We start from the raw sequence: 25,934 nt of genomic DNA, 5'->3' as shown, positions 1-25,934 counted from the left end.
TTATGGATTATCAAGTATTGTTCAAACAGGAAAATGAGGATATTAAGGAGCGCTTTGAGCTGTCAATGGAGCGGATCGGGCAGATGGCAACGGAACAAACGGTGCCGGAACCTTACCGTGATTATTTTGCCAGGACAGCGTCCTTCATCACCATGATGGGGGAATATCTCCGGTTTACTCAGTCCGGGGACCAGAAAAAGGCTTCTGTGGAGGCTTTAAGGGAATGGAACCAGAAGCTTTATCAGGATATTTTACCCGGCCATTATGAGGAGAGCTATGCGAACCCGGCATATGCGGTATCAAAGCTGGGAGAGGGCTATGGCCAGCTTCTTTCGTATCTGTATAAGGAGATCCGCGGGGATATTGTTTTTGTCCATGAGTGGAGACTTACGGATCTTACCATTTTAAATGAAACGCTGATTGAAATTTACAACATATTTGAGGAGGAAATCCCTGAGGTTTCCAAAATTAAGGAAGTAATCTACTGGTTTGTCAGCGATTATACGGATCATACGGTTACCTTCCGGGTCAGGGAAGGGCTTGATCCGACGCTTTCCTTTGCAGCGGATATCATCCGGGAGAATGACTTAGGGGATCTTCGGTATTTATATTATTTTGGCGAATATATTTCCGATTCAGAATTAAAAACCGCAGAATTCTTAAATTCCCTGCCAGAGGAAAGGGTACGCCTTATGGCGGATACCTATACCGAAGGATACCGCAAAGGATTTGAGGTAATGGGAAGGGATTTAAAGAAAAAGGGAGCAGTACAGATCCGTTATGAGCTGGGCTTTGAGCGCATGGTGAAATATGCCATGGAGAACTTCGAAAAGCTTGGTCTTAAGGTGATCCTTTGCCGTGCGGCTGTCTGGACAGTCAATACCAATGCCGGCCGGAAGTCCGGTTACTACAGTACATCTCCTAACAGACAGTATGATTACGATCATCGTTACGACGATGCACTTTATCTGAATAAAGCCTTTAAAGACCGGAAGGCGGCAGTTTTAAAGGTGGCTTATGAAACCTACAAGGAACAGGCGGCAGCCTTTGCCGGGCCTGCAGTGCTTGAAACCTTTGGAAAAGAAGGCTTTGATCCGGTGAATAAGCCGGAAGCCAACCGTCTGGATGCCAAACAGGAAAAGCTTTCAGCGGAAATGTCCAATGAAACCTCAAGAATTCTCAATCAATACGTACCAGGAGATGAGACCAGCTTCACCATCATTGCTTTTCCGGTACCGGAAATCGGGGAGGATTTTGAAAAGATATTTGAAGAGACCATTGCAATCAACACCCTTGATTATGAGAAATATAAGGCAATCCAGCAGGCGGTTATCGATGTTCTGGATGAGGCAGATTATGTGGAGGTAACGGGAAAAGGAAATAACAGGACCCGCCTTAAAGTGGCCCTTCGTCCGCTGACAGACAAGAATAAGGAAACAAAGTTTGAAAACTGTGTGGCTGATGTGAACATTCCTCTTGGAGAAGTGTTTACGTCCCCAAGGCTTGCGGGAACGGAAGGAACTTTGGCAGTCAGTTCGGTGTATATTACGGATTTCCAGTTTAAAGATCTTGTTATGACCTTTGAAAATGGTATGATAAAGGACTATTCCTGCAGCAATTTTGAGGATCCGTCGGAAGGAAAGGCCCTTGTGAAACAGGTGATCTTAAAGAACCACGATACCCTTCCCATGGGAGAGTTTGCCATAGGTACCAATACCACGGCTTATGCTATGGCCCGTAAGTTCGGAATTATCGATAAACTGCCAATCCTCATTGTGGAAAAGATGGGACCCCATTTTGCAGTGGGCGACACCTGTTACAGCTGGGCGGAGGAAAGCCCTGTTTACAATCCCAATGGCAAGGAGATCATTGCCAGGGATAATGAAGTTTCCATTCTCAGAAAAGAAGATGTATCTAAGGCGTATTTCAGCTGTCATACGGATATAACTATACCTTATGCGGAGTTGGATAAGATAGAGGCTGTCACGGTTTCCGGAGAAAGGGTTTTAATTATTGATGACGGCAGATTTGTATTAGAGGGCACGGAGGAATTAAATATTCCCTTAGCAGGACTTTAATTGCAAAAAATAATTAAAAAAACGAGAAATATCCAAAAATTTAACAAATTATATTAAAATGCTTATAAAAAAGCAAGACTTGCCGATAAGATATATATGGATTTAGTAGTTATACAAAAATAGGATAGATAAAGTGATTGGAGGACAAAGGTGAAGAATTTAAAGATTGGTAATAGAATTGGACTTGCTTTTGGGGCTATCCTTGTGCTGTTTTTAATAGTTTCCACAATTTCCATGGTAAGCTTAAGGCAAAACAACGGTAAATTTGTAGATTTCTTTAACAACGGACACCAGATCGATATGCAGACTCTTGAGATGAGACGTGATATTCAGTCCGCGGCTAAAAATGTAGGATATGCAACCATGAGCCTGGACTTACAGACTACCGGTGAATATATTGATGCTGCAGAGGCGGACCTTGAAGAATTCCGTAACAAGATACAGTTTTTAAGGGAAAACTATCAGGGAGACCAATCCATGGTGGACAGCATCGAGAATACCTTAAATGAGGCTCAGCCTTTTAAGGATCAGGTGTTTAAACTGGCAAGGGAAAATAAGACCAGACAGGCAGCAGATATATTCTTTGAATCATTAGATCCTTATTTCACCAAGGTTCAGGATGATCTGGTGAAAATCAGTGACGATGCCAGTAAAGGAGCCAATGACAATTATATAAACGCTCAGAAGGCGGCAGGAATAACCCAGATAGCAGTGGTCGCTTTGCAGTTCCTTGCTGTATTAGCTACATTGGGCTTTTCGATTTTCACGACCAAGAGCATCGTGGCGCCTATTAAAGAAATCGAGAAGGCGGCAGTGGAAATGTCAAAGGGAAGCCTTCATATCCAGTTAAACTACCAGTCAAAGGATGAGCTGGGAGTTCTGGCTGACAGCATGCGGACCACCATTTCCAATATTGGAAACATGATTGACGATATCAGCAACTTGCTGACATCATTGGCAATGGGTGATTTTCGGATTGAATCCCAGCATCAGGAACAGTATGTTCAGGATTATGAGCCGATTCTTATGGCCATGTGCGGAATCAGAAATAATTTAAGCGAAGCCCTTTTCCGCATTAACCAGTCAGCGGATCTGGTAGCCAATGGTTCGGAACAGGTATCCTCCGGCGCCCAGGCATTGTCCCAGGGAGCTACGGAGCAGGCTTCTTCCATTCAGGAGCTTGCAGCTGCCATAAGTGATATATCAAACCAGATAAACGTCAATGCCCAGAATGCAAAAGAGGCACGTTCCACATCAGAGGAATCAACCAGGAATGTGGCAAAGAGCAGTGAAAAAATGTCAGAAATGAACCAGGCCATGATGGAGATCAGTGATAAGTCCAATGAAATTGGAAAGATCATAAAGGCCATTGAGGATATTGCATTCCAGACGAATATCCTGGCGCTTAATGCGGCCGTTGAAGCCGCCCGTGCAGGAGAAGCCGGAAAAGGCTTTGCAGTTGTGGCGGATGAAGTGCGTAACCTTGCAAGCAAGTCCGGAGAAGCAGCAAAGAACACCACGCTGCTTATTGAGGAAAGCATGCACGCCGTGGATAATGGAACCAGAATTACTGCTGAGACAGCGAAGGCTATGCAGGCGGTTGTGGAAGGAAGCAGACGCATTAATACGATTATTGAAGAGATTGCATTGGCTTCTGACAAGCAGGCGGTGGCAGTTGATCAGGTTGCACAGGGAATTGATCAGATATCCTGCGTAGTTCAGACTAATTCGGCTACAGCGGAGCAAAGTGCTGCGGCAAGCGAAGAACTGTCAGGTCAGGCCCAGATCATGAAGGGACTTGTTGAGGGCTTTGACCTTTATGAGGGTGGCAAGAAGGAAGAGACGGAATCCAGGTCCATGGAATCCCCATCGGAAACGCCGGTTTATGCAGAAGACCAGGAGGTCCCGGCTCTTACCATTGATCCAATTTATTTTGAGGAGCCATCCTCATTTGGAGGCGGAAAGTATTAACCATACATAGTCAGGCGGGAGGCCGGAGAGAGTAAGATATCTTTCCGGTTCTCCCGCTTTTTTGTATCCCTCATGGGGGTGTGGCCAAATTTTTAAGAAAACCATTGACGAAGCAGAAAAAAACTTGTATTATAATTAATAAGTAAAAGTTAATTAATAAGCGATAATTATTAATTAAACTAATAAAATGTATTACTGCAAATAATGAATCTTCACATCAAACAAAAAAAGGAGAATTTACTATGGCAAATGTATCGATTGTTATGGGAAGTGATTCTGATATGCCTGTTATGGCTCAGGCAGCAGATGTTTTGAAAAAACTGGGAGTGGAGTTTGAGATGACGGTGATCTCCGCCCACAGGGAACCGGATATATTTTTTGAATATGCCAAAACGGGGGAAGCAAGAGGCATAAAGGTCATCATTGCCGGTGCAGGCAAGGCAGCCCATCTTCCTGGAATGTGCGCGGCTCTGTTCCCAATGCCCGTAATCGGCATTCCTATGAAGACTTCGGACCTTGGCGGAGTGGATTCTCTTTATTCTATCGTACAGATGCCTTCCGGAGTTCCGGTTGCAACCGTTGCTATAGGCGGAGGAACCAATGCAGGAATCCTTGCAGCCAGGATTTTAGCAGTCAATGACGGGGAGCTTTTAGGAAGGCTGAAGGAATACTCGGAAAACTTAAAAAATGAGGTAGCAGAAAAAGCGGAGAAACTGGATCAGATCGGCTATCAGGAATATTTATCCCAGATGAAGAAGTGAGAAAATCGGAGGCGAGGAGAAAAATGGATTATAAGAATGCAGGAGTTGACATTGAGGCCGGGTATAAGTCGGTTGAATTAATGAAAAAGCATGTGCAGGAAACCATGAGACCCGAGGTTCTTGGAGGAATCGGGGGATTTTCAGGAGCATTTTCCATGTCAGCTTTTAAAAACATGGAAAAGCCGACGCTGGTATCAGGAACCGATGGGGTGGGCACAAAGCTGAAGCTTGCATTTTTAATGGACAGGCACGATACCGTTGGAATCGACTGTGTGGCAATGTGTGTCAATGATATTGCCTGCGCAGGCGGAGAACCTTTGTTTTTTCTGGATTATATTGCCTGCGGCAGGAATTACCCGGAAAAGATCGCGGAGATCGTCAAAGGGGTTGCAAACGGCTGCAAGCAGGCCAATGCTGCTTTGATCGGCGGTGAAACAGCGGAGATGCCGGGGTTTTATCCTGAGGACGAATACGATCTTGCCGGTTTTGCAGTTGGCGTGGTGGATGAGAAGAATCTTATTACCGGGGCTGATGTGGCAGAGGGAGATGTTCTCATAGGAATTGCCTCTTCCGGCATTCACAGCAATGGCTTCTCACTGGTGCGCAAAGTCTTTGACATGACAAAAGAAAGCCTGGATACCTATTATGAGGAGCTGGGTAAGACTCTTGGCGAAGCGCTGATCACTCCTACCAAAATTTATGTAAATACACTAAAAAGCGTAAAAGACAGCGGGGCAGTGATCAAAGCCTGCAGCCATATCACCGGAGGCGGTTTTTATGAAAATATCCCCCGTATGCTTCCCGAGGGCATTCGGGCGGTGGTCGAAAAGAACAGCTATCAGGTGCCTGCCATTTTTGGCCTGCTGGCGGATAAGGGCGGTATTGAAGAAGAAATCATGTACAATACCTATAACATGGGAATCGGAATGATTTTAGCAGTGAAGCCGGCAGATGTGGATAAGGCTATGGAAGCGATTCATAAGGCGGGAGAGGTTCCCTATGTAATCGGTCATACGGAAAGAGGAGAGAAGGGCGTGACTTTATGCTGAAAATCGGTATATTGGTTTCCGGCGGGGGAACCAATCTTCAGGCAGTTTTGGACGCCATAGACTGTGGAAGGATCACAAATGCAGAGGTAAAGGTGGTCATCAGCAATAACCGGAACGCTTATGCCCTGGAAAGAGCCAGAAACCATGGAATTGAGGCTTTCTGCGTTTCTCCCGGGGATTTTCAGGAAAGAGAAGAGTTTTATGAAGCGCTTCTTTCGAAGATAGACCAGTACTGCCTTGATCTGATCGTTCTGGCCGGATATCTGGTTGCTGTTCCGGCAACCATGATACAAAAGTACAGAAACCGGATCATTAACGTTCACCCGTCCCTTATCCCGTCTTTTTGCGGAAAAGGGTATTATGGGCTTAAGGTTCATGAGGCTGCCCTGGCACGGGGAGTGCAGGTTACGGGAGCCACGGTCCACTATGTAGATGAGGGGATGGATACGGGACCAATTCTTTTGCAGAAGGCAGTAGAGGTCCGGGAAGGAGATACGCCGGAGATTTTACAGCGGCGTGTCATGGAAGAGGCGGAATGGCAGATCCTTCCCAAAGCCATACAGCTGATTGCAAACGGACAGGAGGAATCGTAATGAAGATTTTGGTCATAGGCGGAGGCGGGCGGGAGCATGCCATTGTATGGAAAATCTCCAAAAGCCCTAAGGTTGATAAAATATATTGTGCTCCCGGAAACGCAGGAATCGCAGAGCTTGCGGAATGCGTGGATTTGGGGGTAATGGATTTTGACAGGCAGGTGGCATTTGCCAGGGAAAAGGAGATCGATTTAACCATCATAGGACCGGATGATCCCCTGGTGGCCGGAGCGGTGGATGCATTTGAAGCAGCAGGGCTAAGGGTGTTCGGCCCCCGAAAACGTGCTGCATTGCTGGAAGGCTCCAAGTCATTTTCCAAGGATTTGATGAAAAAGTATGAAATTCCCACAGCGGCATATGAAATCTTCGATTCTCCGGGGGAGGCATTAAGCTATGTGAAAACAGCCCCAATGCCCATTGTATTAAAGGCTGACGGCCTGGCTTTGGGAAAGGGCGTTTTAATATGCAGCACAAAGGAAGAAGCTGAAAACGGGGTAAAGGACTTGATGCTTGATAAGCGGTTTGGCTCCGCAGGGGACCGGATCGTGGTGGAAGAGTTTATGACTGGCCGGGAGGTATCGGTGCTTTCCTTTGTAGATGGAAAGACTGTTAAAATTATGACATCCGCCCAGGATCATAAGCGGGCAAAGGATGGAGACCAGGGCCTTAATACGGGAGGAATGGGGACCTTTTCTCCAAGCCCCTTTTATACGGAAGAAGTGGACAGGTTTTGTAAGCAATATATTTATCAGGCCACTGTGGATGCCATGAAAGCAGAGGGCCGGGAATTTAAGGGGATTATATTCTTTGGTCTGATGCTGACGGAAAAGGGCCCCAGAGTATTGGAATATAATGCCAGGTTCGGCGACCCTGAAACACAGGTGGTGCTTCCCAGGATGAAAAATGACATTGTAGAGGTTTTTGAGGCCTGCATTGACGGGACGCTGGATCAGGTAGACCTGCAGTTTGAAGATAATGCGGCGGTCTGTGTGGTACTGGCATCGGATGGTTATCCGGAAAAGTATGAAAAGGGGTATCCCATTACAGGGCTGGAAGCATTTCAGGGGCAGGACAGATATTTTGCCTTTCATGCAGGAAGTAAACTGGACGGCAGCGGAACAGTGGTGACCAATGGCGGAAGAGTGCTGGGAGTGACGGCAATCGGAAGAGATTTAAAGGAAGCCAGAGCAAATGCCTATCAGGCGGCGGAATGGGTTTCTTTTGAGAATAAGTATATGAGGCAGGATATTGGCAAAGGGATTGAGTAGTCTGAAGAAGAGGCGGGGAGATAAGCGTGTCTGAGCGCTAACAGCTCTCCTGTATATCCGGATGATTCCCGGCTTATAAAACAAAAAAGCACAAGACGGCTTATTAAAGCCACCTTGTGCTTTTGAATTATTTGATTGGCAGAAGTTCGATGTAGCCTCTTGAGCCTATAGGCTCAAGCTGGATTCGGGGGTTTGATGAATCCCACTGTGCATCAATGACAGCAGGATCGTACTTCCCGATAGCTGTCTGCACATCTTCGATGGCCTTACAGTAATCCTCTTCAGCAAAGGGTTCTCCCTGAAACATCAGGTATTTTGCGGCAGGAAGCTCAATAACATCAAATCCATCGGGAACAATCCCATCATAAGTCACCGGCACTTCAACGCCCTGCACATACTCCGAGGTGCCGGGGGCAATATGCTTTGCGGGCAGCCACAGGCAGACCGGTTCACCGCCAATGGATTTGATGCTTTGCAAAAGCCCCCACACATCACAGCCAACCTCCTGGCAATAAGCGAAATAGTCGGCAGCTTTTACCCCTCTCTTGATCAGTACCTTTCGTTCCGGCTTTTCCATAACCTGCACAAATACACTTTTTACAGTTTCCATCTGTTTCTCCTTTCCGGGTATTCGATATTTGACTCCATAAGGTGTGAAAAGATAGAGCGGAACAGGGCTTTTCGCATACTCCTTGGGATTGCACCCGAACTCACGGAAGAATGCCCGCTGATAGCCGTCTACACTGCCAAATCCAAGTTCCAAAGCTGCATCTATAATTTTGCAGGATTCATCCCGCAGTTTGATTGCTGACTTAGAGAGCCGAAAGCGCCGAATATAATCGGCTGGCGTCATGCTGGTGTGCTGCAAAAACAGACGATAGGAGTACCACGGTGAAAAATATGAAACGCTTGATAAAGCAGTCAATGTGATATTCTCAGACAGGTGTTCTGCAATATAATCCTGCATCCGCTGGACAGCTTCGATTTTTTCTTCCATCTTATCACCTCCTTACGTTTCTTATCTTACATCTCCAGTAGGAGAAATTTCTCGATTATTTTTGCTAATCTGGTATAAGTTTACCGCGTAATCATTCCGGAATCCAGCTCATTTTTCCCATGTGGCTGGACGGGATAAGTTTATGGGGATTTTTGTATCCGAATTTCCTTTTGCGGAATTAATCTGCATTTGTGTTAAAAAGATGCTCTCACTCAAATCAGTATTTTTGAAGTTCGCGTCACGGAGGTCAGCACCTAAAAAATTAGTCTTTCTTAAACTGCATCCTGAAAAACTTGCCGCGATCATTAATGACATACTGAAATTTTTTCTGTCAAGATTTGCTTTCTTAAAATCTTTCCCCAAATAATTTGCACCGTGAATTTGATTTGACGAAGCATTTTCCGAAATCACGACGCTTATTTGTTTTAATACTTTATTCACTTTTGATCTGTATTTTGAGAGATCCAGCGTAGAAAGATTATCCATGGGCTGCTGTACCATTTGTTCATTCTCTGTGATAAGCAAATCAATTGTTGATTTTAGAAGTTGGTCTGATGTCAAAGCAAATGCCTCAACCAGATACCATAGCATCTGATGTAACTGATATACAATCATAAATATATTAAAAAGTTTATCCTCTTGTTCCGGATTCATGTTCCATGTTCCATCTGGCAGATAAAGCTGGGTTGTTCTTTGTCCCGCTCCGAAACAGTCATAGGCTAAACAGCCTTTGTAATTTTTGTCGGCCAGTTTGGAGTGAATTTTGCAGCGAAAATCTGAATCCAGATATTTACATGGTGTTCCAGCCTCTTTATTTCCAGGAAAACCATCTATTTTTGCGCAGTATAAAGCAACACAGCATAATCCGCTGCATTTCTTGCAATCAATTTTCAACTTTGTTATTAAATTATCATATTTACGATCTACTTTATCATTGGTCATGATTTCACCGCCTTAGAATTTCTGCTTAAGTTCCTGTTATAAATAGTGAGTAAGCATTTTTACCGAATCAAGTAGGGGCGCGGATTGCGAATAACCGATTGGCTGGTCATCATACCATGCATTGCAGAAAACTTCCTCCAAGCATGAACTGTTTGATTCCGGTAATGCAACAAAATAGCTGGCAAGTGCATAACACCTGCCAGCCCTTTTTATAAAGTTCCGTTTTGGATACGATCTCTGAGGCCTAAAATTTTATCCCGGATGAGAGTTATGGTTTCTAAAAAAACGGTATCATCCATACCGCTGGGATCGTTAAGTCCCCAATCTTCCCGATATTTGCAGGGCAGGGACGGACACTTCTCATTGCAGCCCATCGTTATAACAATATCTGCCGAAGGAATCTCAGACAGGAACTTGCTATGCTGGGTCTGCTCCATATCAATTCCGTAAAGCCGTTTCATAAGCCGTACTGCATCCTGGTTGATCTGTGGCGTGGCTTCTGTCCCGGCAGAATAGCTTTCAAAGGTATCTGAGGCAAGGTGCTTGCCAAGTGCTTCAGCTATCTGGCTTCGGCAGGAATTATGGACGCATACAAACGCTATTTTGGGTTTATTCATTTACAAAACACCTCCTGTTTTCATTTGCTGCCCGCACCAGCTTAACAGGTACATAGAAGCTGTAAGAGCACATTACTGAGCCAATTGGATAAAAGGACAATTTATTTTTCCAGTCTCCAGATATTTCTGCCCGCCGGCGGCTCTGCCATGAATGGTTCAAACACCCGGTCAGCCAAAATACCGCCCCATAGATATCCTAAGGGAATGGTGAAAAATTGCAGCGTATTTCTTGCTGAATAGACATGTCCCTGCACGGAGCAATGCCAATGCAGAGCTGCATTTCTATTCTCCTTTTATAACCCTGGTTTTCGTTTAAAGTTAAAGTTACTGAAAGACCAGTTTATTCTATCTTACCATAAATAAAACCGGAAAACCACAGCAAATATGCAGATTCCGAGGAGCTGTACCATAAAACCTTTAGGAACGTGGAGCAGGCCGTGGCCTTTCCTGGCAGATTGATGATTATGGTGAAGCTGTTTGATTCGATTAAAAAAATATTGACATGGCCCGGTTTTCATGATATTGTATCTCACAGGTGATGCAATATGACAAAAGGTCAATTGGAAGCTAAAATCAGTGAAGTCGTCAGTAAATTTGAAGTTGAATATATGGGCAGGGGTCCAAAGATGGTCCGTACCTATGTATTAAATGACATGATCATTGTCAGGTTATTAGGATTTTTAAGCCCTTCTGAGAAAAAGCTTACGGAAAGTGCCCAGGGTATTGAATTGCTTAAAAAAGTCCGGACTTCCCTGTTTGAGGGCGGAAGAGAATACCTTGAGAAATTATTAACAGAAGTCATGGATGTGACCGTTATCAGCACTCATTCCGATATCAGCACCAAAACAGGTGAAAAGATCATTGTCATAACTGTTGATAGGAATTTAGAGGAGTTTTACACAGTTAAATAACACCGGAAGACGTCGCAAAGTAGAATTATCATTCTAAGTTGTAAGTAAGCCGATATCCATTTTATGGATATCGGCTTTATATATATAAGGAAGGAGGCGATAGGTGAACAGGAAAACACCGAAACAATGGAAATCATAAGAGTTTTTCAGTTATGTGCAGAAGGTATTCGGCATGAGTCTGAAAAGGCTTTGGGGAAAATAGCAGAAGGATCTCATGCATGGAATATTAAAATAGAAACTATGTAATACTTAATAAAATTGGGAAATGAAGGTTGAAGAAAACCATTTTAACTACATGGTTTGCGCCGGACCCATATTTGGTGCAAACATCAGATGTGCATCATGGCGTGCGCAGGAACGGAGGAAAATATGCTGGAATGTTTACGTGATATGAATTTACCCGAGTATGTAATGGATATATTGGTTCAGTCAAAAGGTGTTGTTATTCCTAAGACAAGGGAAGATTTGCTGACGCTTGCAATGGGAAATTCTGAGAATACCGAGTTTGATATTGAATATGAAGTGGAAGGCAAAGGCAAGGTATTGGAGGCCACCGCTGTAAAGTGTAAAAATGGAGTTGTAGTCAATTATACGGACGATTACATGAGAAGGCGTGATCCTGACTGTCTGTTAATTGCAGATCATAAACCAACGGATAAACCCAGATATGAGGAGATTTATCATTCCGATTTTAAGACCCTGAGAACGGAAACCTTAGACTGGCTGAAACAGCAGGAGCTGATTTTCTTTCCATTTAAGTCAGGCGGACTTGAATATGGATATGATTCAATCCTGATCGCTCCCTTAAACGCCGGATTTTTCGCTGCCGGACTTGCAGATTTACAGGGATTTTTAAATATTGACCAGATTTCTTCCGACTTTAAGCCAAGAGCAGTTGTATTTCTGGCTCCTCCATTCAGACATACTCATTTTGACAGAAAGCAGATCGTGGTTCATAACCGTCTGGATGGAATTCATGAAGTTTATTCCTATAATTTATATCCCGGTCCAAGTGCCAAAAAGGGCATTTACGGAGTTCTTCTTAATATAGGAGAAGAGGAAGGCTGGGTTACAGCACACGCATCAACGGTAAAAGTAATCACTCCTTATGACAATGAGATCGTCATCATGCACGAAGGCGCCTCCGGAGGCGGAAAAAGTGAAATGATCGAAGACATTCACAAGGAAATGGATGGCAGAGCCATATTAGGAAGAAATACGGTTACAGGTGAAAAGAATTATCTGGTATTAAGTGAAACCTGTGAATTGATACCGGTGACAGATGACATGGCATTATGCCATCCCAAGATGCAGAATGACAGCAAAAAGCTGGTGGTAAAGGATGCAGAATCCGCGTGGTTTTTACGCCTGGACAACATCAAATGCTATGGTTCCTCTCCCCAATATGAAAAAATACTGATCCAGCCGGAAGAGCCTCTTATTTTCTTAAACATGCAGGCAGTACCTGGTGCCACCTGTCTGGTTTGGGAACATACCCTGGATGAAAACGGAAAGCCCTGTCCCAACCCCCGCGTTGTTTTACCAAGAAGACTGGTTCCCAAAGCCATTGATACTCCCGTGGAAGTGGACGTGAGAAGCTTTGGCGTACGGACTCCGGCATGTACAAAGGAAAACCCGACATATGGAATTCTTGGCATTCTCCACATACTGCCTCCGGCACTGGCCTGGTTATGGCGTCTTGTGGCCCCGAGAGGATTCAACAATCCAAGCATTATCGATTCTCTTGAAATGACCAGTGAAGGAGTCGGCTCTTACTGGCCTTTTGCAACCGGTAAAATGGTAACTCAGGCAAATCTTTTGCTTGACCAGATTTTAAGTTCAACCAATACCCGGTATGTCCTGATCCCCAACCAGCATATCGGCGCATATGAGGTAAGCTTTATGCCCCAGTGGGTTGCCAGGGAATACATTGCCCGCCGAGGCAGTGCCAAGTTTAAACCGGAGCATCTTGTGGAAGCGCGCTGTCCGCTTCTTGGCTTTGGCCTTGATTCCTTGAAAATTGACGGCCAGTACATCAGAAGAGCATTTTTAAGACCGGAAACCCAGCAGGAGGTAGGTATTCAGGGCTATGACGACGGAGCAAAGATCCTGACAGACTTCTTTAAACAGGAGCTGATGAAATATTATACCGATGATTTAAATCCCTTAGGAAAGCAGATCATAGATATGTTTCTGGCAGGTGCCACGGTCAAGGAATATCTGGAAATCATTCCCATGAGGTATTAGAATTGTCGGAAGGCCGTGGGTTCCAGAGAACCATGTACTGGTATACTAGTGCTTGACAATGAGATTCATTTCGCTTATTCTATGTATGAACAGAATTTGAGAAAAGAGGTCATGATATGCGGCTGACAGAACGGTATCCCAAAGAGACTGGAAGGGAATATGCACTCAGGATGCTAAAGGATAATATCATACATCTTGATCTGGTTCCGGGAAAGCTGCTGAGCGAAAATGAATTATCCTCAGAAATGAATTTGTCCCGGACCCCGGTGAGAGAAGCCTTGATTGAGCTGTCAAAGGTGAAAATCGTGGAAATTTACCCCCAAAAGGGAAGCGCGGTGGCTTTGATCGATTATAAGCTGGTGGAAGAGGCGCGTTTTATGCGCAATGTTCTGGAATGCGCGGTAGTGGAGCTGGCCTGTAAGACGGCTGGGGAAGATGCGGTCAGGGAGTTAAAAGATAATGTAAAGCTTCAGGAATTTTATCTGGAAAACCGTTCACCTGAGCAGCTTCTTAAGCTGGATGATGAATTTCACCGGCTGCTGTTTCACATAACCGGCAAGGACCAGGTTTATCAGCTTATGGACAGCATCACCATTCATTTTGACAGGATACGCAGCATGTCTCTGATTGCAGTAAAGGATTTAAAGACAGTTTCCGACCACCAGGCCATTGTGGAAGCCATTGCTGCAAAGGAGGGTGATCTGGCAAAAGAACTGATGGATAAGCATTTATCCAGATATAAGATTGATGAGGAAGCCTTGCGAAGAGAATATCCGGGGTATTTCCTGTGATTCAACCTTTATGATTCATAATGCATAATGAAAGCGGTAATAAGAGAGGGAAAGCCCTATCTCTTATTACCGCTTTTCTGATGACCGGATGCAAATCATTGAGAACAGCCGGAAGCCTGTACATAATACATAAAAAAATAGTCAATATTTATGAAATATGCTGATTGAACTACTAGTATACTAGATATATACTTAAAACAGGACTTAATAGCCGCAAAGAAACGGAGGTATTCAAACATGAAAATGATTATGCGTTGGTTTCCCTTTGGGGATGACAGCGTGACCCTCGGCCAGATCCGCCAGACACCGGGAGTTTCCGGTGTAGCCACCTGCCTGCCCAAGGTACCAGTGGGACAGGTCTGGTCCCTGGAGACCATAAAAGCCCTGAAAAAGGAAATCAATGAGGCAGGTCTTGAGATGGAGGTAATCGAAAGCGTCAATATCCATGAAGACATAAAGAAAGGCCTTTCCACCCGGGATGAGTATATTGATGCTTATATAAAGACACTGGAGCATTTAAGCCTGGCAGGGGTTAAATGCCTCTGCTATAATTTTATGCCTGTAATGGACTGGGCGCGGAGTGATCTTGCCTTTCAGACGGAAGACGGAAGCTATGTTATGGCTTACCGCCACGATGAGGTGCTTCAGATGAATCCGGAAAAAATGGCAAAGGCCATGGAGGGAAAAGCCAGAGGATACTCCCTGCCGGGCTGGGAGCCGGAGCGGCTTTATGCCATGGCCCAGGACATTGAGTTTTACCAGTCCATGACAAGGGAGCAATACTGGGCCAATATGAAGTATTTCCTGGATGCAGTAGTTCCTTATGCGGAGAAGTATGATATTAAAATGGCGATTCATCCAGATGATCCGCCGTGGCCTCTTTACGGGCTTCCAAAGGTCATTACCAATGCGGAAAATATCCGGACGTTTCTTGACTTAAACAACAGTCCCTATAATGGGCTGACCTTATGCACCGGCAGTCTGGGAAGTGATTTAAGCAATGACATTCCAGCCATGATGCGGGAGTTTGGAAACAGGAAGCGGATACATTTTGCCCACATCAGGAATGTTCACCATATTTCGGAAAAGGATTTTGATGAATCGGCTCATCTTTCTTCCTGCGGGGATTTAGACATGTTTGCCATTGTAGAGGCTCTTTATGAGTCCGGCTTTGAGGGATATATACGCCCGGATCACGGACGCATGATCTGGGGAGAACAGGCCCGTCCGGGATATGGCCTGTACGACCGGGCCATTGGGGCAAATTACTTATTAGGTCTTTGGGAAGCCATTGATAAAACCCATAAAAACAGAAAATAGGAGGCATGGATTTATGAAACTGAATCGGTCCTGTTTAACAAACCGGGAAGCCTGGGAAAAGGCTTCTGTAAAGCTGCCGGAATTTGACTGGGAAAAAATGAGGTCGACCACGGATCAGTCGCCGAAATGGATCCATTTTGGTGCAGGGAATATTTTCCGGGGATTCATCGCAGTGCTGCAGCAGCGCCTGCTGAATGAAGGCCTTGAAAAAAGCGGCATCATAGCAACAGATACGTTTGATTATGATATCATTGATAAAATATATACTCCCTTTGATAATATGACCATGATGGTCGGCCTGAAACCGGACGGAACCATGGACCGGGAGATAGTGGCAAGCGTTGCCAGGGGCGTAAAGGCTGATGTGGGCAATGAAAAGGATTTCGGATATCTGGTAAAGGCTTTTGAGAATCCATCTCTGCAGATGGTGAGCTTTACCATAACCGAAAAAGGATATTCCCTTGCTAATTTCCGTGGAGAGCTTTTTCCTGTTGTGGAAAAGGACATGGAAGAAGGCCCGGAAAAAGCCAGCCATGCCATGAGCGTTGTGACGGCCCTTCTTCTTAAACGGTATCTTGCAGGAGGCCATCCTTTGGCATTGGTCAGCATGGACAATTGCAGCCATAACGGAGAAAAGCTAAAAGACAGCATCCTTTCCATTGCAAGGGCATGGACTGAAAAGGGGTTTGCTTCCGGGAACTTCCTTTCCTGGGTCCAGGATGAACATAAGGTTTCCTTCCCCTGGTCCATGATCGATAAGATCACTCCCCGTCCAGCAGAGGTGGTGCAGAAATTACTGGAGGAAGATGGAATCGAAGATATGGCGCCCATTATCACCGGCAAGAACACATACATTGCCCCCTTTGTCAATGCGGAGATCCCTCAGTATTTAGTGGTGGAAGACCGGTTTCCAAACGGACGTCCTGCCCTTGAAAAGGCTGGGGTATACTTGACGGACAGGGATACGGTAAACAAGACAGAGCGGATGAAGGTTACCACCTGCTTAAATCCCCTGCATACTGCATTGGCGGTGTTCGGCTGCCTGTTGGGATATAACAGCATAGCCGCAGAGATGAGGGATGAGGATTTGACAGCCCTTGTGGAGCGGATCGGTTACAAGGAAGGCCTGCCGGTGGTTACGGATCCGGGAATCTTAAGCCCTGAGGATTTTATCAGGGAGGTCATTGAATACCGTCTGCCTAATCCATTTATCCCCGATGCCCCACAGAGGATTGCAACCGATACCAGCCAGAAGATCCCCATCCGCTTTGGAGAAACCATAAAGGCTTATCTGGCAGATGATCATCTGGATGTCCGGAACCTGACCGCTATCCCGCTGGCAATTGCCGGCTGGCTCCGCTATCTCCTTGGTATGGATGATGAGGGAAAAAACATGGATATCAGCAGCGATCCAATGCTTTCAGAATTAAAAGAGCAGTTAAAGGGAATCAGGCTGGGAGAAAAGCCTGATGGAAAAGAGGGACTTGAAGAGATCCTTTCCAATCCCCTTCTTTTTGGAACCGATTTGGTTCAGGCAGGTCTTTCCGGAAAGATCGAGGCCATGCTTTATGAAATGCTGGAAGGTCCGGGAGCAGTGAGAAAGACATTACACCGGTATGTAAAATAATATGATGAAAGTGGGGAACTCCTGGTTATTGAAACCAGAGGTTCCCTGTGCTATAATTGGCCTGTCAAAAAGAAAAGTACCAGAAAGGTGGACAAGACCCGTGAACATACAAATTTTTGGAACCGGAAAATGTTTTGATACCAAGAAAGCACAGCGCTATTTCAAGGAACGTGGAATCAAATATCAGTTTATTGATATGAAAGAAAAGGGGCTGAGCAAAGGCGAGTACAATGGAGTCAAGCAGGCAGTAGGAGGACTTGATGCTATGCTTGATGAAAAATGTAAGGATCAGGAAGCCCTGGCGCTTATCAGATATATTGCCGGTGAGGATAAAGATGAAAAGGTCTTGGAGAACCAGAAGGTATTGAAAACACCTATTGTCAGAAACGGAAAGCTGGCTACGGTTGGATACCAGCCGGAGGTGTGGAAAAATTGGAGTTAGGGATTGCGAAGATCCGCTTGACAGAAAGGAGCCAGGAGAAGGTATGATGAAAAAACCGCAGAAAGATCAGATGTGGGTATTTAATAAGGACATAGAAGGAGAACAGGCTTCAGAAGGTGTTGTCAGAAAGGTTCTGGCATACTGTGATGGCATGATGTGTGTGGAAAATCAGTTTGAGAAGGGAGCAGTGGGAAATCTCCACAGTCACCCTCATACCCAGATCACCTATGTTGCCAGCGGAAAGTTTGAGTTCACCATAGGAGATGAAAAGAAGGTCGTAGAAGCAGGAGACAGCCTTTTAAAGCAGAATGGAATCACCCATGGCTGCGTATGCCTTGAAAAGGGAATACTGGTAGATATCTTTACACCCATGAGAGAAGATTTTCTATAAATAAGGAGTCTTCCAGGAAATAAAAATGGAACATGGGAAACAAATCTATTGATAAAAATGGTATTATATGCTATAAAGAAAGCACAGTAAGTTAAAGGAGGTGATAGGGATGGGAAAGTATGTTTGCGAGCCATGCGGATATGTGTACGATCCTGAAATCGGTGATCCAGATTCTGGCATTGAGCCAGGTACTGCATTTGAAGATTTACCCGAAGATTGGGTTTGTCCAGTTTGCGGAGTTGGTAAGGACATGTTTGTTGAAGAGTAATATTGCGGCCATACCATGCCCCAGGGCAAATGGCCGGCAAATAAAACCTTCAAGCTATCGGCAGATGATCTGCCGGGCTTGAAGGTTTTTTTGTTCTTTTGAGAATCAGCCGGAGTACGTATCTTTCATCATAATAAATGGAAGGTCAGGACAAGGGATGCAAATACGATAGAAACCATGGAAGTAAGCTTTATGAGAATGTTGATCGATGGTCCGGAAGTATCCTTAAACGGATCTCCTACGGTGTCGCCTACTACTGCGGCTTTATGCTGGCTGCTTCCCTTTCCGCCATGTGCGCCCTGTTCAATATACTTCTTTGCATTATCCCATGCGCCTCCGGAGTTAGCCATCATAACTGCAAGTACAAAACCGGTAACGGTATTACCGGCAAGAAGAGCCGATACACCTTCCGGCCCTAATAACAAGCCAATAACAATAGGAATAATAACGGCTATCATGGCCGGTGCGATCATCAGCTTTTGGGCTGATTTTGTACACATGTCAACGCAGGAAGCATAATCCGGTTCCGTTTTTCCTTCCATAATCCCGGTTATGGTCTTAAATTGACGGCGGACTTCCAATACGATTGCCTGAGCAGCTTTGCCAACGGCTTCCATGGTAAGAGCAGCAAATAAGAACGGTAATACACCTCCAATTAACAATCCGACCAGTACTTTTGGATTGGTTATGGTTAAATCCAGATTTAAATCCGGCTGGATCTGATGTACTTTATCAACATAGGAAGCAATCAGTGCAAGAGCAGTCAAGGCAGCGGATCCGATAGCAAATCCTTTTCCTGTAGCAGCAGTGGTATTGCCCAGAGAGTCAAGGGCATCTGTTCTCTGTCTTACGGAAGCATCCATATGTGTCATCTCGGCAATGCCGCCGGCATTGTCAGCGATTGGTCCGTAAGCATCCGTGGCCAGTGTAATTCCTAAAGTGGATAACATTCCAACTGCAGATAAGCCGATGCCGTAAAGTCCGAGATTAAAATCATTGGCGCCTCCGGAACAATAGTAACTTACAAGGACAGAAATGCTTACAATTATTACCGGTGCGACAGTAGAAAGCATACCAAGGGATAATCCGCTGATAATTACTGTTGCGGCTCCGGTTTCACTGGACTCCGCTAATTTTTGGGTAGGGCTATAGGTGTCTGATGTGTAATATTCTGTAATAGCTCCGATTAAAACTCCTGCAATCAATCCCGAAAGAATGGCAGCATAAAGTCCCATATGATCGGGAAGCATCAGCTTTATGATAAAAAACGCTGCAATAATAATGATTGCTGCACTAATATAGGTACCGGTTCTCAGCGCTTTGAGAAGATTCTTCTGAGAGGCTCCTTCCTCTGTCTTGACAAAAAAGGTGCCAATGACGGATGCTGCAACACCCAGAGCTGCAAGGAGCATGGGTATGGACACGCCCTTGAGTCCATATCCTGCGGCAACCGCAAGAGCAGCAGTTGAAACAATGGAGCCAACATAGGATTCATAGAGATCAGCCCCCATTCCGGCTACGTCCCCTACATTATCCCCTACATTATCAGCAATAACAGCCGGATTACGCGGATCGTCTTCAGGAATACCGGCTTCCACCTTACCAACAAGATCTGCCCCCACATCTGCAGCCTTGGTAAAAATACCGCCGCCGACCCTGGCAAAGAGGGCCATACTGGAGGCGCCCATACCAAAGGTCAGCATATTCGCTGTTATTTCTGCAATTCGTTGGTCTGCCGGAAGATGACGAAAGGCTGCGTTTAAAATGAAATACCAAATAGAAAGATCCAGAAGACCAAGTCCAACTACGGTAAAGCCCATAACGGAACCGGCTGAGAAGGCCACCTGGAGTCCTTTATTTAAGCTTTTTGAAGCTCCTTCTGCGGTTCTGCAGTTAGCCATAGTTGCCGTCCGCATGCCTATGAACCCGGACAGACCTGAGAAAAAGCCGCCCGTCAAAAATGCAAACGGGGTAAAAAAGCTTAAGAACCCGTTAAAGGCCATAACCAGTAAAATACAAAAAACTGCAATAAAAAATATTGCGACCCCTGAATACTGCCGTTTTAAGTAGGCATTTGCCCCTTTTCTTACAGCTTCAGAGATCCGGGTCATCTCTGAGGTGCCCTCTGGCTGTTTTTTGACACGAAGAAACATGACCCAGGCAAAGAATATCCCCAACAATGACCCCATTGATACAAAATAAATTGCATCCATTAATTCATACCTCCTGTTTTGTATTTTGATGACTTCATTATAGTACCAAATAATATATAATTTCAATAAAAAAATGAATGAATTTACTAAAAAAAGGTGAGATTTATCATAATTATTATGAAGAAATCCGGATTTTTTCATTATTTTTAGCATTTTCTTAACAGCGTTTTTTGCTTTTGATTCTGCAATTATAACCGAGTCTGTGGATATCTAATAATGATGATATTCGGATTTCACAGGATTATTATCGGCAATATTAGTAATTTTATTATTTCTTTCCGGACTTAGTATCCTGGGAGACATTGCTTATTTTGCTGTCCTGCAATAACCTTTCATGGAATGCACCCAAAGAATCGCTTTATCAGTATTTTAACAAAGTAATAAAACAGCGCATAAGAAAGCCTCTGCCCTCATGGATGAAGGCAGAGGCTTTCTTATGCGCTGGTACTTTTATGGGCAGGATGCCTGCTGCAATTTTTCTCCGGCAAGCCATTGACCGGCAGATATTAATTCATGCCCGGTCCTTTGCTTTCAGATACAAGGGGAGGGGCAACAGTCCCTTCATTCTGGTTATTGGCACCCTGGGCTGCCTGAGCAGTCTGAGTTGTCTGGACAAATGCAGATTTTCCCGCTTTTTGCAGATATTCCATGATTCCTTTTGCATCCGCCTCTCCCAATGCCTTATACTGTTCCTCTGTTGACAGAAACAGGGTCAAGTCGCTGGTGTGGTTTAAAAAGCCGTGTTCAATGATAAAGCCACGGATTCCATACATCTGGGAATAACGGGGAATTGCATAGTAATCGGCCTGGCTTCCGTCGGGAAATAAAGTTCCGTTCTCTGAATCCCGGAGGATCAGTCCCCGGTTGTGAAGCCCCAGAGTGTTTAACTGCTTTAAAATGGTATTGGCGGCTTCCTGGGACTGGAGGGCCAGATCATTGTTATAGCGGCCGGTCCTGGGAGCCATGGAGCTGACTCCATAAGCATTTTTCACTGTACCGTTTCCCAAAGCCGAGTCAATGTGCTGGCTTACAAAAAGATCCGCATGTACGGAGGCGGCAAAAGCGGCACGCTGATCCAGAGGGACGGTGGTTTCCGCGCTGTCCTTTGTTAAATAAACCGTATAGTTGGAAAACTGCTCCAGATACTGTTTTGTATAAGTGGCGATCTTCATGGTGATTTCATCTTCATAGTAGGTAATTCCGTTATATTCAAAGTGGCAGCCGGAATAATGTCCGCCTGTCTTGCCGTGGCCCGGGTCCAGGACGACGATAAAGTTGGAGCTGCTGCGCATGCCTGGTCCGATTTCAGGCGTTGCTGTTTTGGTTACCGGAGGAGCAAAAGCTGGCCCGGTTTCTTCTTCTGCCCATGAGACGGAAGAGGAGGTGGTGGAAATAAGAACGGCAAGTAAAAGGGCCTTAGCGGCGGCTGGTATTAAGTTCTTTAATTGAGTCATGATCGATCCTCCAGAATAATGCGTTTTGTCTTACATTATACCACTATTTGGCAGATTCTGTAAATGGCCTTCTAGGAATTTGTCTCTTGTTGTGATAAAATGTACCGATATAGAAATAACTGAAAAAGGAGACTGAAATATGAAGTATTATTTTGCCCCCATGGAAGGAATCACCGGCTATATTTACCGGAACGCTCACCACAAATTTTTTAAGCAGGTAGATGTGTATTTTACTCCTTTTATCGTGCCCACCCAGAACCGGAAATTTACCTCCAGGGAAAAAAATGATTTTCTGCCGGAGCATAACGTGGGATTGCATGTGATTCCTCAGATTCTCACCAACAAGGGGGAAGATTTTATATGGGCGGCAAAGGAATTAAAACAATTTGGATATGAAGAGGTGAATCTGAATCTGGGCTGTCCCTCTCCAACGGTGATTTCTAAGGGCAGAGGGTCCGGTTTTCTTGGGGAACCGGAGCAGCTTACCATATTCTTTGATCAGATTTTTTCTTCATTGGACATGAAAATCTCAGTAAAAACCAGGATCGGAAAGGACAGCCCTGAAGAATTCGGAAGGCTTATGGAGATTTATAACAAATATCCCATAGAGGAACTGATCATCCATCCCCGGATCCAGAAGGACTATTACAGGAATCAGCCTGATTGGAAAGTAATGGAGGAAGCGGTCTCTTTAAGCAAGAATCCCTTGTGCTACAACGGAAACCTGTTTTCAGCAGAAGATTATAAGAAATTCATTGCTGCCTTTCCTTCTATAGGCTGTGTCATGTTTGGAAGGGGAATGGTGGCAAATCCCGGCCTGGCAGAGGAAATAAAGAGCGGAGAGAAAATGGAAAAGAGGCAGCTAAAAGCCTTTCATGACGAAGTTCTCAAAGGATATGAAGAGATCATATCCGGGGACCGCAATGTCCTGTTTAAGATGAAGGAGTTATGGGCTTATATGATCCAGATGTTTGACGGGGGCGAAAAACTTGGCAAAAAGATCCGGAAGTCCCAGCACCTTTCCGATTACAGGGCAGTGGTTGACAGCCTGTTTGGAGAACTGGATTTAAAAGAAACTGGAGGAGCATTTGGCGGAGAATAGGAGTAATATGTACGCTTATAAGAAAAATACAAAATGATTATAAATTTTTTTAATTAATGATTTGACGTTTCAAGCTTGAACCTATAGTTACGATAGGATATCATCCTGGGGCGTTACCTTACTTTCGGTATGTGGAGAGATGCCTTTTTGTTTGGCTCTGCCAATGCGCTGCAGATCCGTCTGCAGACTGTTGGAGTTCCCCTTTCCTCCCAGGCATTGTCCATGCTTCCTTGCCTGATCACGTTAGGGCCCTGTTTGGCTCGGCCCACAAAAATCACGGGCCGGAAAGCCTTATATTCGTGGCGCCAGATAAGAATTTTGAGGGCTTTTTATTTATAATGTTCATATTAGTGATAACGCTTGAAATCTTACGATGTAAGACTTCAGGCGTTTTTTAACCGAATCAAGCAGGGGCGCGGACCGGGAATATCCGTTTGACTTAATCTTGCGGCTTTTGTCTGCCAATAATAAAAAAATCAGATCATTTAAAAACGAATATTTTGTATCCCGGTAGTTGAAATTAACTATATGTTGTGGTATATTTTTACATATGAGATTCGATAACAGTTATTGATACTAATATAAAACATGGAATGGCGGGAATTATAAATGGATAAGGCAGATGGAAAACAGGATATTCTGGAATATTTTAAAGAGGTTAAGTCACTGGAGGGAATTTTAGACGGAATCCGCAAGGATTGGGATTCTGCATCATATGACCTCTGTCACCTCTCCGTAAAATTCACAGGGTTCTGTAAGAAAAATATGAGCCTGGAAGAACGGTTTGAGGCGCTTATCCAGGCGGCGGTGGAACTGACGACCCAGGAGGCGCCGGATTGGGAGTATATAGGAGCAAGGCTGCTCATGCTGCGATTTGAAACCAGGCTAAAGGAAGAGCTGGACCGGAGGAAGATCGGAAGCTTTTACGATAAAATCTGTTTTCTGACAGAGGACGGGCTTTACGGAGATTACATTCTGGAGAATTATAAAAAAGAAGAAATTGACCGGTATGAAGCGTATATGGATCAGAGCAGAAACCATCTGTTCAATTATTCCGGGCTTGAACTGCTGCTTAACCGGTATGTGATCCGCAGCCGCCGGAATGCACCTTTAGAGACGCCTCAGGAAATGTTTCTTGGAATTGCCATGCACCTTGCCATGCCGGAAAAGGATGACCGGGACACCTGGGTAAAACGGTTTTATGATATGCTCAGTACGTTAAAGGTTACCATGGCAACGCCCACCCTCTCAAACGCCAGAAAGCCTTACCATCAGCTTTCCTCCTGTTTTATCGATACTGTTCCGGACAGCCTGGATGGCATTTACCGGAGTATTGACAGCTTTGCAAAGGTCAGTAAGTTCGGGGGAGGTATGGGCCTTTATTTTGGAAAGGTCCGCGCCGCAGGGAGTGCGATCCGCGGTTTTAAGGGAGCTGCGGGAGGCGTGATCCGTTGGATCAAGCTGGCCAATGATACGGCAGTGGCAGTGGACCAGCTTGGAGTAAGGCAGGGAGCTGTGGCGGTTTACCTGGATGTCTGGCACAAGGATCTGCCGGAGTTTCTGACTCTCAGGACCAATAACGGAGATGACCGCATGAAGGCGCATGATGTTTTTCCGGCTGTCTGCTATCCCAACTTGTTCTGGAAGCAGGCAAAGGAGAACATAGATGGAGACTGGTACTTAATGTGCCCTCATGAAATCCTGACAATAAAGGGCTGGGCATTGGAGGACTCTTATGGAGCCCAGTGGGAGGAACGTTACCTGGATTGTGTGAATGACAGCCGTATCCACAAGCGGATCATTCCTATTAAAGATATTATCCGCCTGGTCTTAAAGAGCGCTGTGGAAACAGGAACGCCCTTTACCTTTAACCGGGATATTGTAAATGAAGCCAATCCCAACAGCCACAGCGGCATTATTTACTGCAGCAACCTGTGTACGGAAATTGCCCAGAACATGAGCGGAGTCGAGCAGGTTGACCAGCAGATACAGACAGTGGACGGGGAAACTGTGGTGGTTACCGTAACAAGGCCGGGAGACTTTGTTGTGTGTAACCTGGCCAGCCTTTCTCTGGGAAAGATTGATCTTAAGGAGACCGGGGAGCTGACGGAATTGACAAGAAGTGCTGTCCGGGCATTGGATAATGTAATTGATCTGAATTTTTTCCCTGTGCCCTATGCAAAAGTCACCAACCTCCGCTACCGCCCGGTGGGACTGGGGGTAAGCGGATATCATCACATGCTGGCAAAAAACGGGATCTCCTGGGAATCAGAGGAGCATCTTAAATTTGCTGACAAGGTATTTGAGGCCATCAATTACGCGGCAATTGAAGCAAGCTGTGATTTTGCCAGGGAAAAAGGAAGATATGACCTGTATGAAGGCAGCGAGTGGCAGACAGGGGCATATTTTGACAAACGGGGATATTGTTCTGAGAAGTGGAATTGCCTTCGGGAAAAGGTGGCAGAAGGCGGCATGAGAAATGGCTGGCTCATCGCCATTGCGCCAACCAGCAGCACCAGCATGATCGCCGGAACCACGGCAGGGCTGGACCCGGTCATGAACCGGTATTATCTGGAGGAAAAAAAGAATGGCCTGGTTCCCCGGGTGGCACCGGACTTATCACCGGAAACATTCTGGAAATATAAAAATGCCCATTATATTGACCAGAGCTGGTCTGTGAGGGCAGCGGGAGTCCGGCAGCGCCATGTGGACCAGGCCCAGAGCATGAATCTTTATATAACCAATGACTATACCCTTCGTCAGGTGCTGGGGCTTTATATCCTGGCCTGGGAACAGGGAGTGAAAACCATTTACTACATCCGCTCCAAAAGCCTGGAAGTGGATGAATGCGAGGCCTGCTCCAGTTAGAGGCCGGTTCTGGTTAAAACGGCC

Annotated in this window: 21 protein-coding genes; 16 read left to right on the top strand and 5 right to left on the bottom strand. The window is 45.3% G+C overall.

Annotation, left to right across the window (positions count from 1 at the left end; translation table 11 throughout):
* Positions 1 to 2: 2 nt before the first annotated feature.
* The 6 genes from ABFV83_RS09350 to purD all read left to right on the top strand — a co-directional run bounded on the left by ABFV83_RS09350 (position 3) and on the right by purD (position 7,720).
* The gene (locus tag ABFV83_RS09350) at positions 3 to 2,078 is read left to right on the top strand and encodes an aminopeptidase (RefSeq protein ID WP_349948595.1); all 2,076 of its coding nucleotides are present in this window, start codon (positions 3 to 5) and stop codon (positions 2,076 to 2,078) included.
* 150 nt (positions 2,079 to 2,228) lie between these two features.
* Positions 2,229 to 4,049: a methyl-accepting chemotaxis protein gene (locus ABFV83_RS09345; protein ID WP_349948594.1), complete on the top strand. Its 1,821-nt coding sequence runs from the start codon at positions 2,229 to 2,231 to the stop codon at positions 4,047 to 4,049.
* A gap of 242 nt (positions 4,050 to 4,291) precedes the next feature.
* Positions 4,292 to 4,810 (top strand): 5-(carboxyamino)imidazole ribonucleotide mutase, encoded by a 519-nt coding sequence (gene purE, locus ABFV83_RS09340; RefSeq protein ID WP_349948593.1) that lies wholly within the window; start codon positions 4,292 to 4,294, stop codon positions 4,808 to 4,810.
* Positions 4,811 to 4,833: 23 nt separating this feature from the next.
* Positions 4,834 to 5,859: a phosphoribosylformylglycinamidine cyclo-ligase gene (gene purM / locus ABFV83_RS09335; RefSeq protein ID WP_349948592.1), complete on the top strand. Its 1,026-nt coding sequence runs from the start codon at positions 4,834 to 4,836 to the stop codon at positions 5,857 to 5,859.
* Positions 5,853 to 6,452 (top strand): phosphoribosylglycinamide formyltransferase, encoded by a 600-nt coding sequence (gene purN / locus ABFV83_RS09330; RefSeq protein ID WP_349948591.1) that lies wholly within the window; start codon positions 5,853 to 5,855, stop codon positions 6,450 to 6,452. Before purM ends, purN begins: the two co-directional genes overlap by 7 nt.
* On the top strand, positions 6,452 to 7,720 hold the full coding sequence (purD, locus tag ABFV83_RS09325; protein ID WP_349948590.1) for a phosphoribosylamine--glycine ligase: 1,269 nt from the start codon (positions 6,452 to 6,454) through the stop codon (positions 7,718 to 7,720). The genes purN and purD overlap by 1 nt, the downstream gene beginning before the upstream one ends.
* A gap of 127 nt (positions 7,721 to 7,847) precedes the next feature.
* Here purD and ABFV83_RS09320 read toward each other — a convergent pair whose 3' ends face one another.
* The 3 genes from ABFV83_RS09320 to ABFV83_RS09310 all read right to left on the bottom strand — a co-directional run bounded on the left by ABFV83_RS09320 (position 7,848) and on the right by ABFV83_RS09310 (position 10,276).
* Entirely contained in the window at positions 7,848 to 8,717 is an 870-nt protein-coding gene (locus ABFV83_RS09320) for an AraC family transcriptional regulator (protein ID WP_349948589.1), read from the bottom strand.
* Positions 8,718 to 8,825: 108 nt separating this feature from the next.
* Entirely contained in the window at positions 8,826 to 9,659 is an 834-nt protein-coding gene (locus ABFV83_RS09315; RefSeq protein ID WP_349948588.1) for a pentapeptide repeat-containing protein, read from the bottom strand.
* Positions 9,660 to 9,868: 209 nt separating this feature from the next.
* Positions 9,869 to 10,276, bottom strand: coding sequence for an arsenate reductase ArsC (locus tag ABFV83_RS09310; protein ID WP_349948587.1), 408 nt, complete (start codon positions 10,274 to 10,276; stop codon positions 9,869 to 9,871).
* 545 nt (positions 10,277 to 10,821) lie between these two features.
* Between ABFV83_RS09310 and ABFV83_RS09305 the strand changes: the two genes are divergently transcribed.
* The 8 genes from ABFV83_RS09305 (at position 10,822) to rd (ending at position 18,273) form a co-directional block, all read left to right on the top strand.
* Positions 10,822 to 11,187: a Na-translocating system protein MpsC family protein gene (locus tag ABFV83_RS09305; protein ID WP_054740131.1), complete on the top strand. Its 366-nt coding sequence runs from the start codon at positions 10,822 to 10,824 to the stop codon at positions 11,185 to 11,187.
* 369 nt (positions 11,188 to 11,556) lie between these two features.
* Positions 11,557 to 13,434, top strand: a complete 1,878-nt coding sequence (locus ABFV83_RS09300; RefSeq protein WP_349948586.1) for a DUF4914 family protein — start codon at positions 11,557 to 11,559, stop codon at positions 13,432 to 13,434.
* A gap of 116 nt (positions 13,435 to 13,550) precedes the next feature.
* Positions 13,551 to 14,225, top strand: coding sequence for a GntR family transcriptional regulator (locus tag ABFV83_RS09295; RefSeq protein WP_349948585.1), 675 nt, complete (start codon positions 13,551 to 13,553; stop codon positions 14,223 to 14,225).
* Positions 14,226 to 14,462: 237 nt separating this feature from the next.
* Complete coding sequence (gene uxuA, locus ABFV83_RS09290; RefSeq protein ID WP_349948584.1) at positions 14,463 to 15,545, top strand: mannonate dehydratase; 1,083 nt, start codon at positions 14,463 to 14,465, stop codon at positions 15,543 to 15,545.
* 13 nt (positions 15,546 to 15,558) lie between these two features.
* On the top strand, positions 15,559 to 17,172 hold the full coding sequence (locus ABFV83_RS09285) for a mannitol dehydrogenase family protein (RefSeq protein WP_349948583.1): 1,614 nt from the start codon (positions 15,559 to 15,561) through the stop codon (positions 17,170 to 17,172).
* A 100-nt stretch (positions 17,173 to 17,272) separates the two neighbouring features.
* Positions 17,273 to 17,614 carry an ArsC/Spx/MgsR family protein gene (locus ABFV83_RS09280; RefSeq protein ID WP_349948582.1) on the top strand — a complete coding sequence of 114 codons (342 nt, stop codon included), beginning with the start codon at positions 17,273 to 17,275 and terminating at the stop codon, positions 17,612 to 17,614.
* A gap of 46 nt (positions 17,615 to 17,660) precedes the next feature.
* The gene (locus ABFV83_RS09275; RefSeq protein WP_349948904.1) at positions 17,661 to 18,005 is read left to right on the top strand and encodes a cupin domain-containing protein; all 345 of its coding nucleotides are present in this window, start codon (positions 17,661 to 17,663) and stop codon (positions 18,003 to 18,005) included.
* Positions 18,006 to 18,114: 109 nt separating this feature from the next.
* Positions 18,115 to 18,273: a rubredoxin gene (gene rd, locus ABFV83_RS09270; protein WP_013272313.1), complete on the top strand. Its 159-nt coding sequence runs from the start codon at positions 18,115 to 18,117 to the stop codon at positions 18,271 to 18,273.
* 128 nt (positions 18,274 to 18,401) lie between these two features.
* Here rd and ABFV83_RS09265 read toward each other — a convergent pair whose 3' ends face one another.
* On the bottom strand, positions 18,402 to 20,486 hold the full coding sequence (locus tag ABFV83_RS09265) for a sodium-translocating pyrophosphatase (protein ID WP_349948581.1): 2,085 nt from the start codon (positions 20,484 to 20,486) through the stop codon (positions 18,402 to 18,404).
* Between the two features lie 506 nt (positions 20,487 to 20,992).
* Positions 20,993 to 21,940 (bottom strand): N-acetylmuramoyl-L-alanine amidase, encoded by a 948-nt coding sequence (locus ABFV83_RS09260; protein WP_349948580.1) that lies wholly within the window; start codon positions 21,938 to 21,940, stop codon positions 20,993 to 20,995.
* A 139-nt stretch (positions 21,941 to 22,079) separates the two neighbouring features.
* Here ABFV83_RS09260 and ABFV83_RS09255 point away from each other — a divergent pair, with 139 nt between their 5' ends.
* Positions 22,080 to 23,042 carry a tRNA-dihydrouridine synthase family protein gene (locus ABFV83_RS09255; RefSeq protein WP_349948579.1) on the top strand — a complete coding sequence of 321 codons (963 nt, stop codon included), beginning with the start codon at positions 22,080 to 22,082 and terminating at the stop codon, positions 23,040 to 23,042.
* Positions 23,043 to 23,651: 609 nt separating this feature from the next.
* On the top strand, positions 23,652 to 25,910 hold the full coding sequence (locus ABFV83_RS09250) for a ribonucleoside-diphosphate reductase subunit alpha (RefSeq protein WP_349948578.1): 2,259 nt from the start codon (positions 23,652 to 23,654) through the stop codon (positions 25,908 to 25,910).
* The last annotated feature ends 24 nt before the right edge of the window (positions 25,911 to 25,934 follow it).

The sequence above is a fragment of the Lacrimispora sp. BS-2 genome, from assembly GCF_040207125.1.
GTDB lineage: Bacteria > Bacillota > Clostridia > Lachnospirales > Lachnospiraceae > Lacrimispora.
The sequence above is the reverse complement of the archived record's forward strand: the minus strand, read 5'-3'. Positions and strand labels throughout refer to the sequence as shown.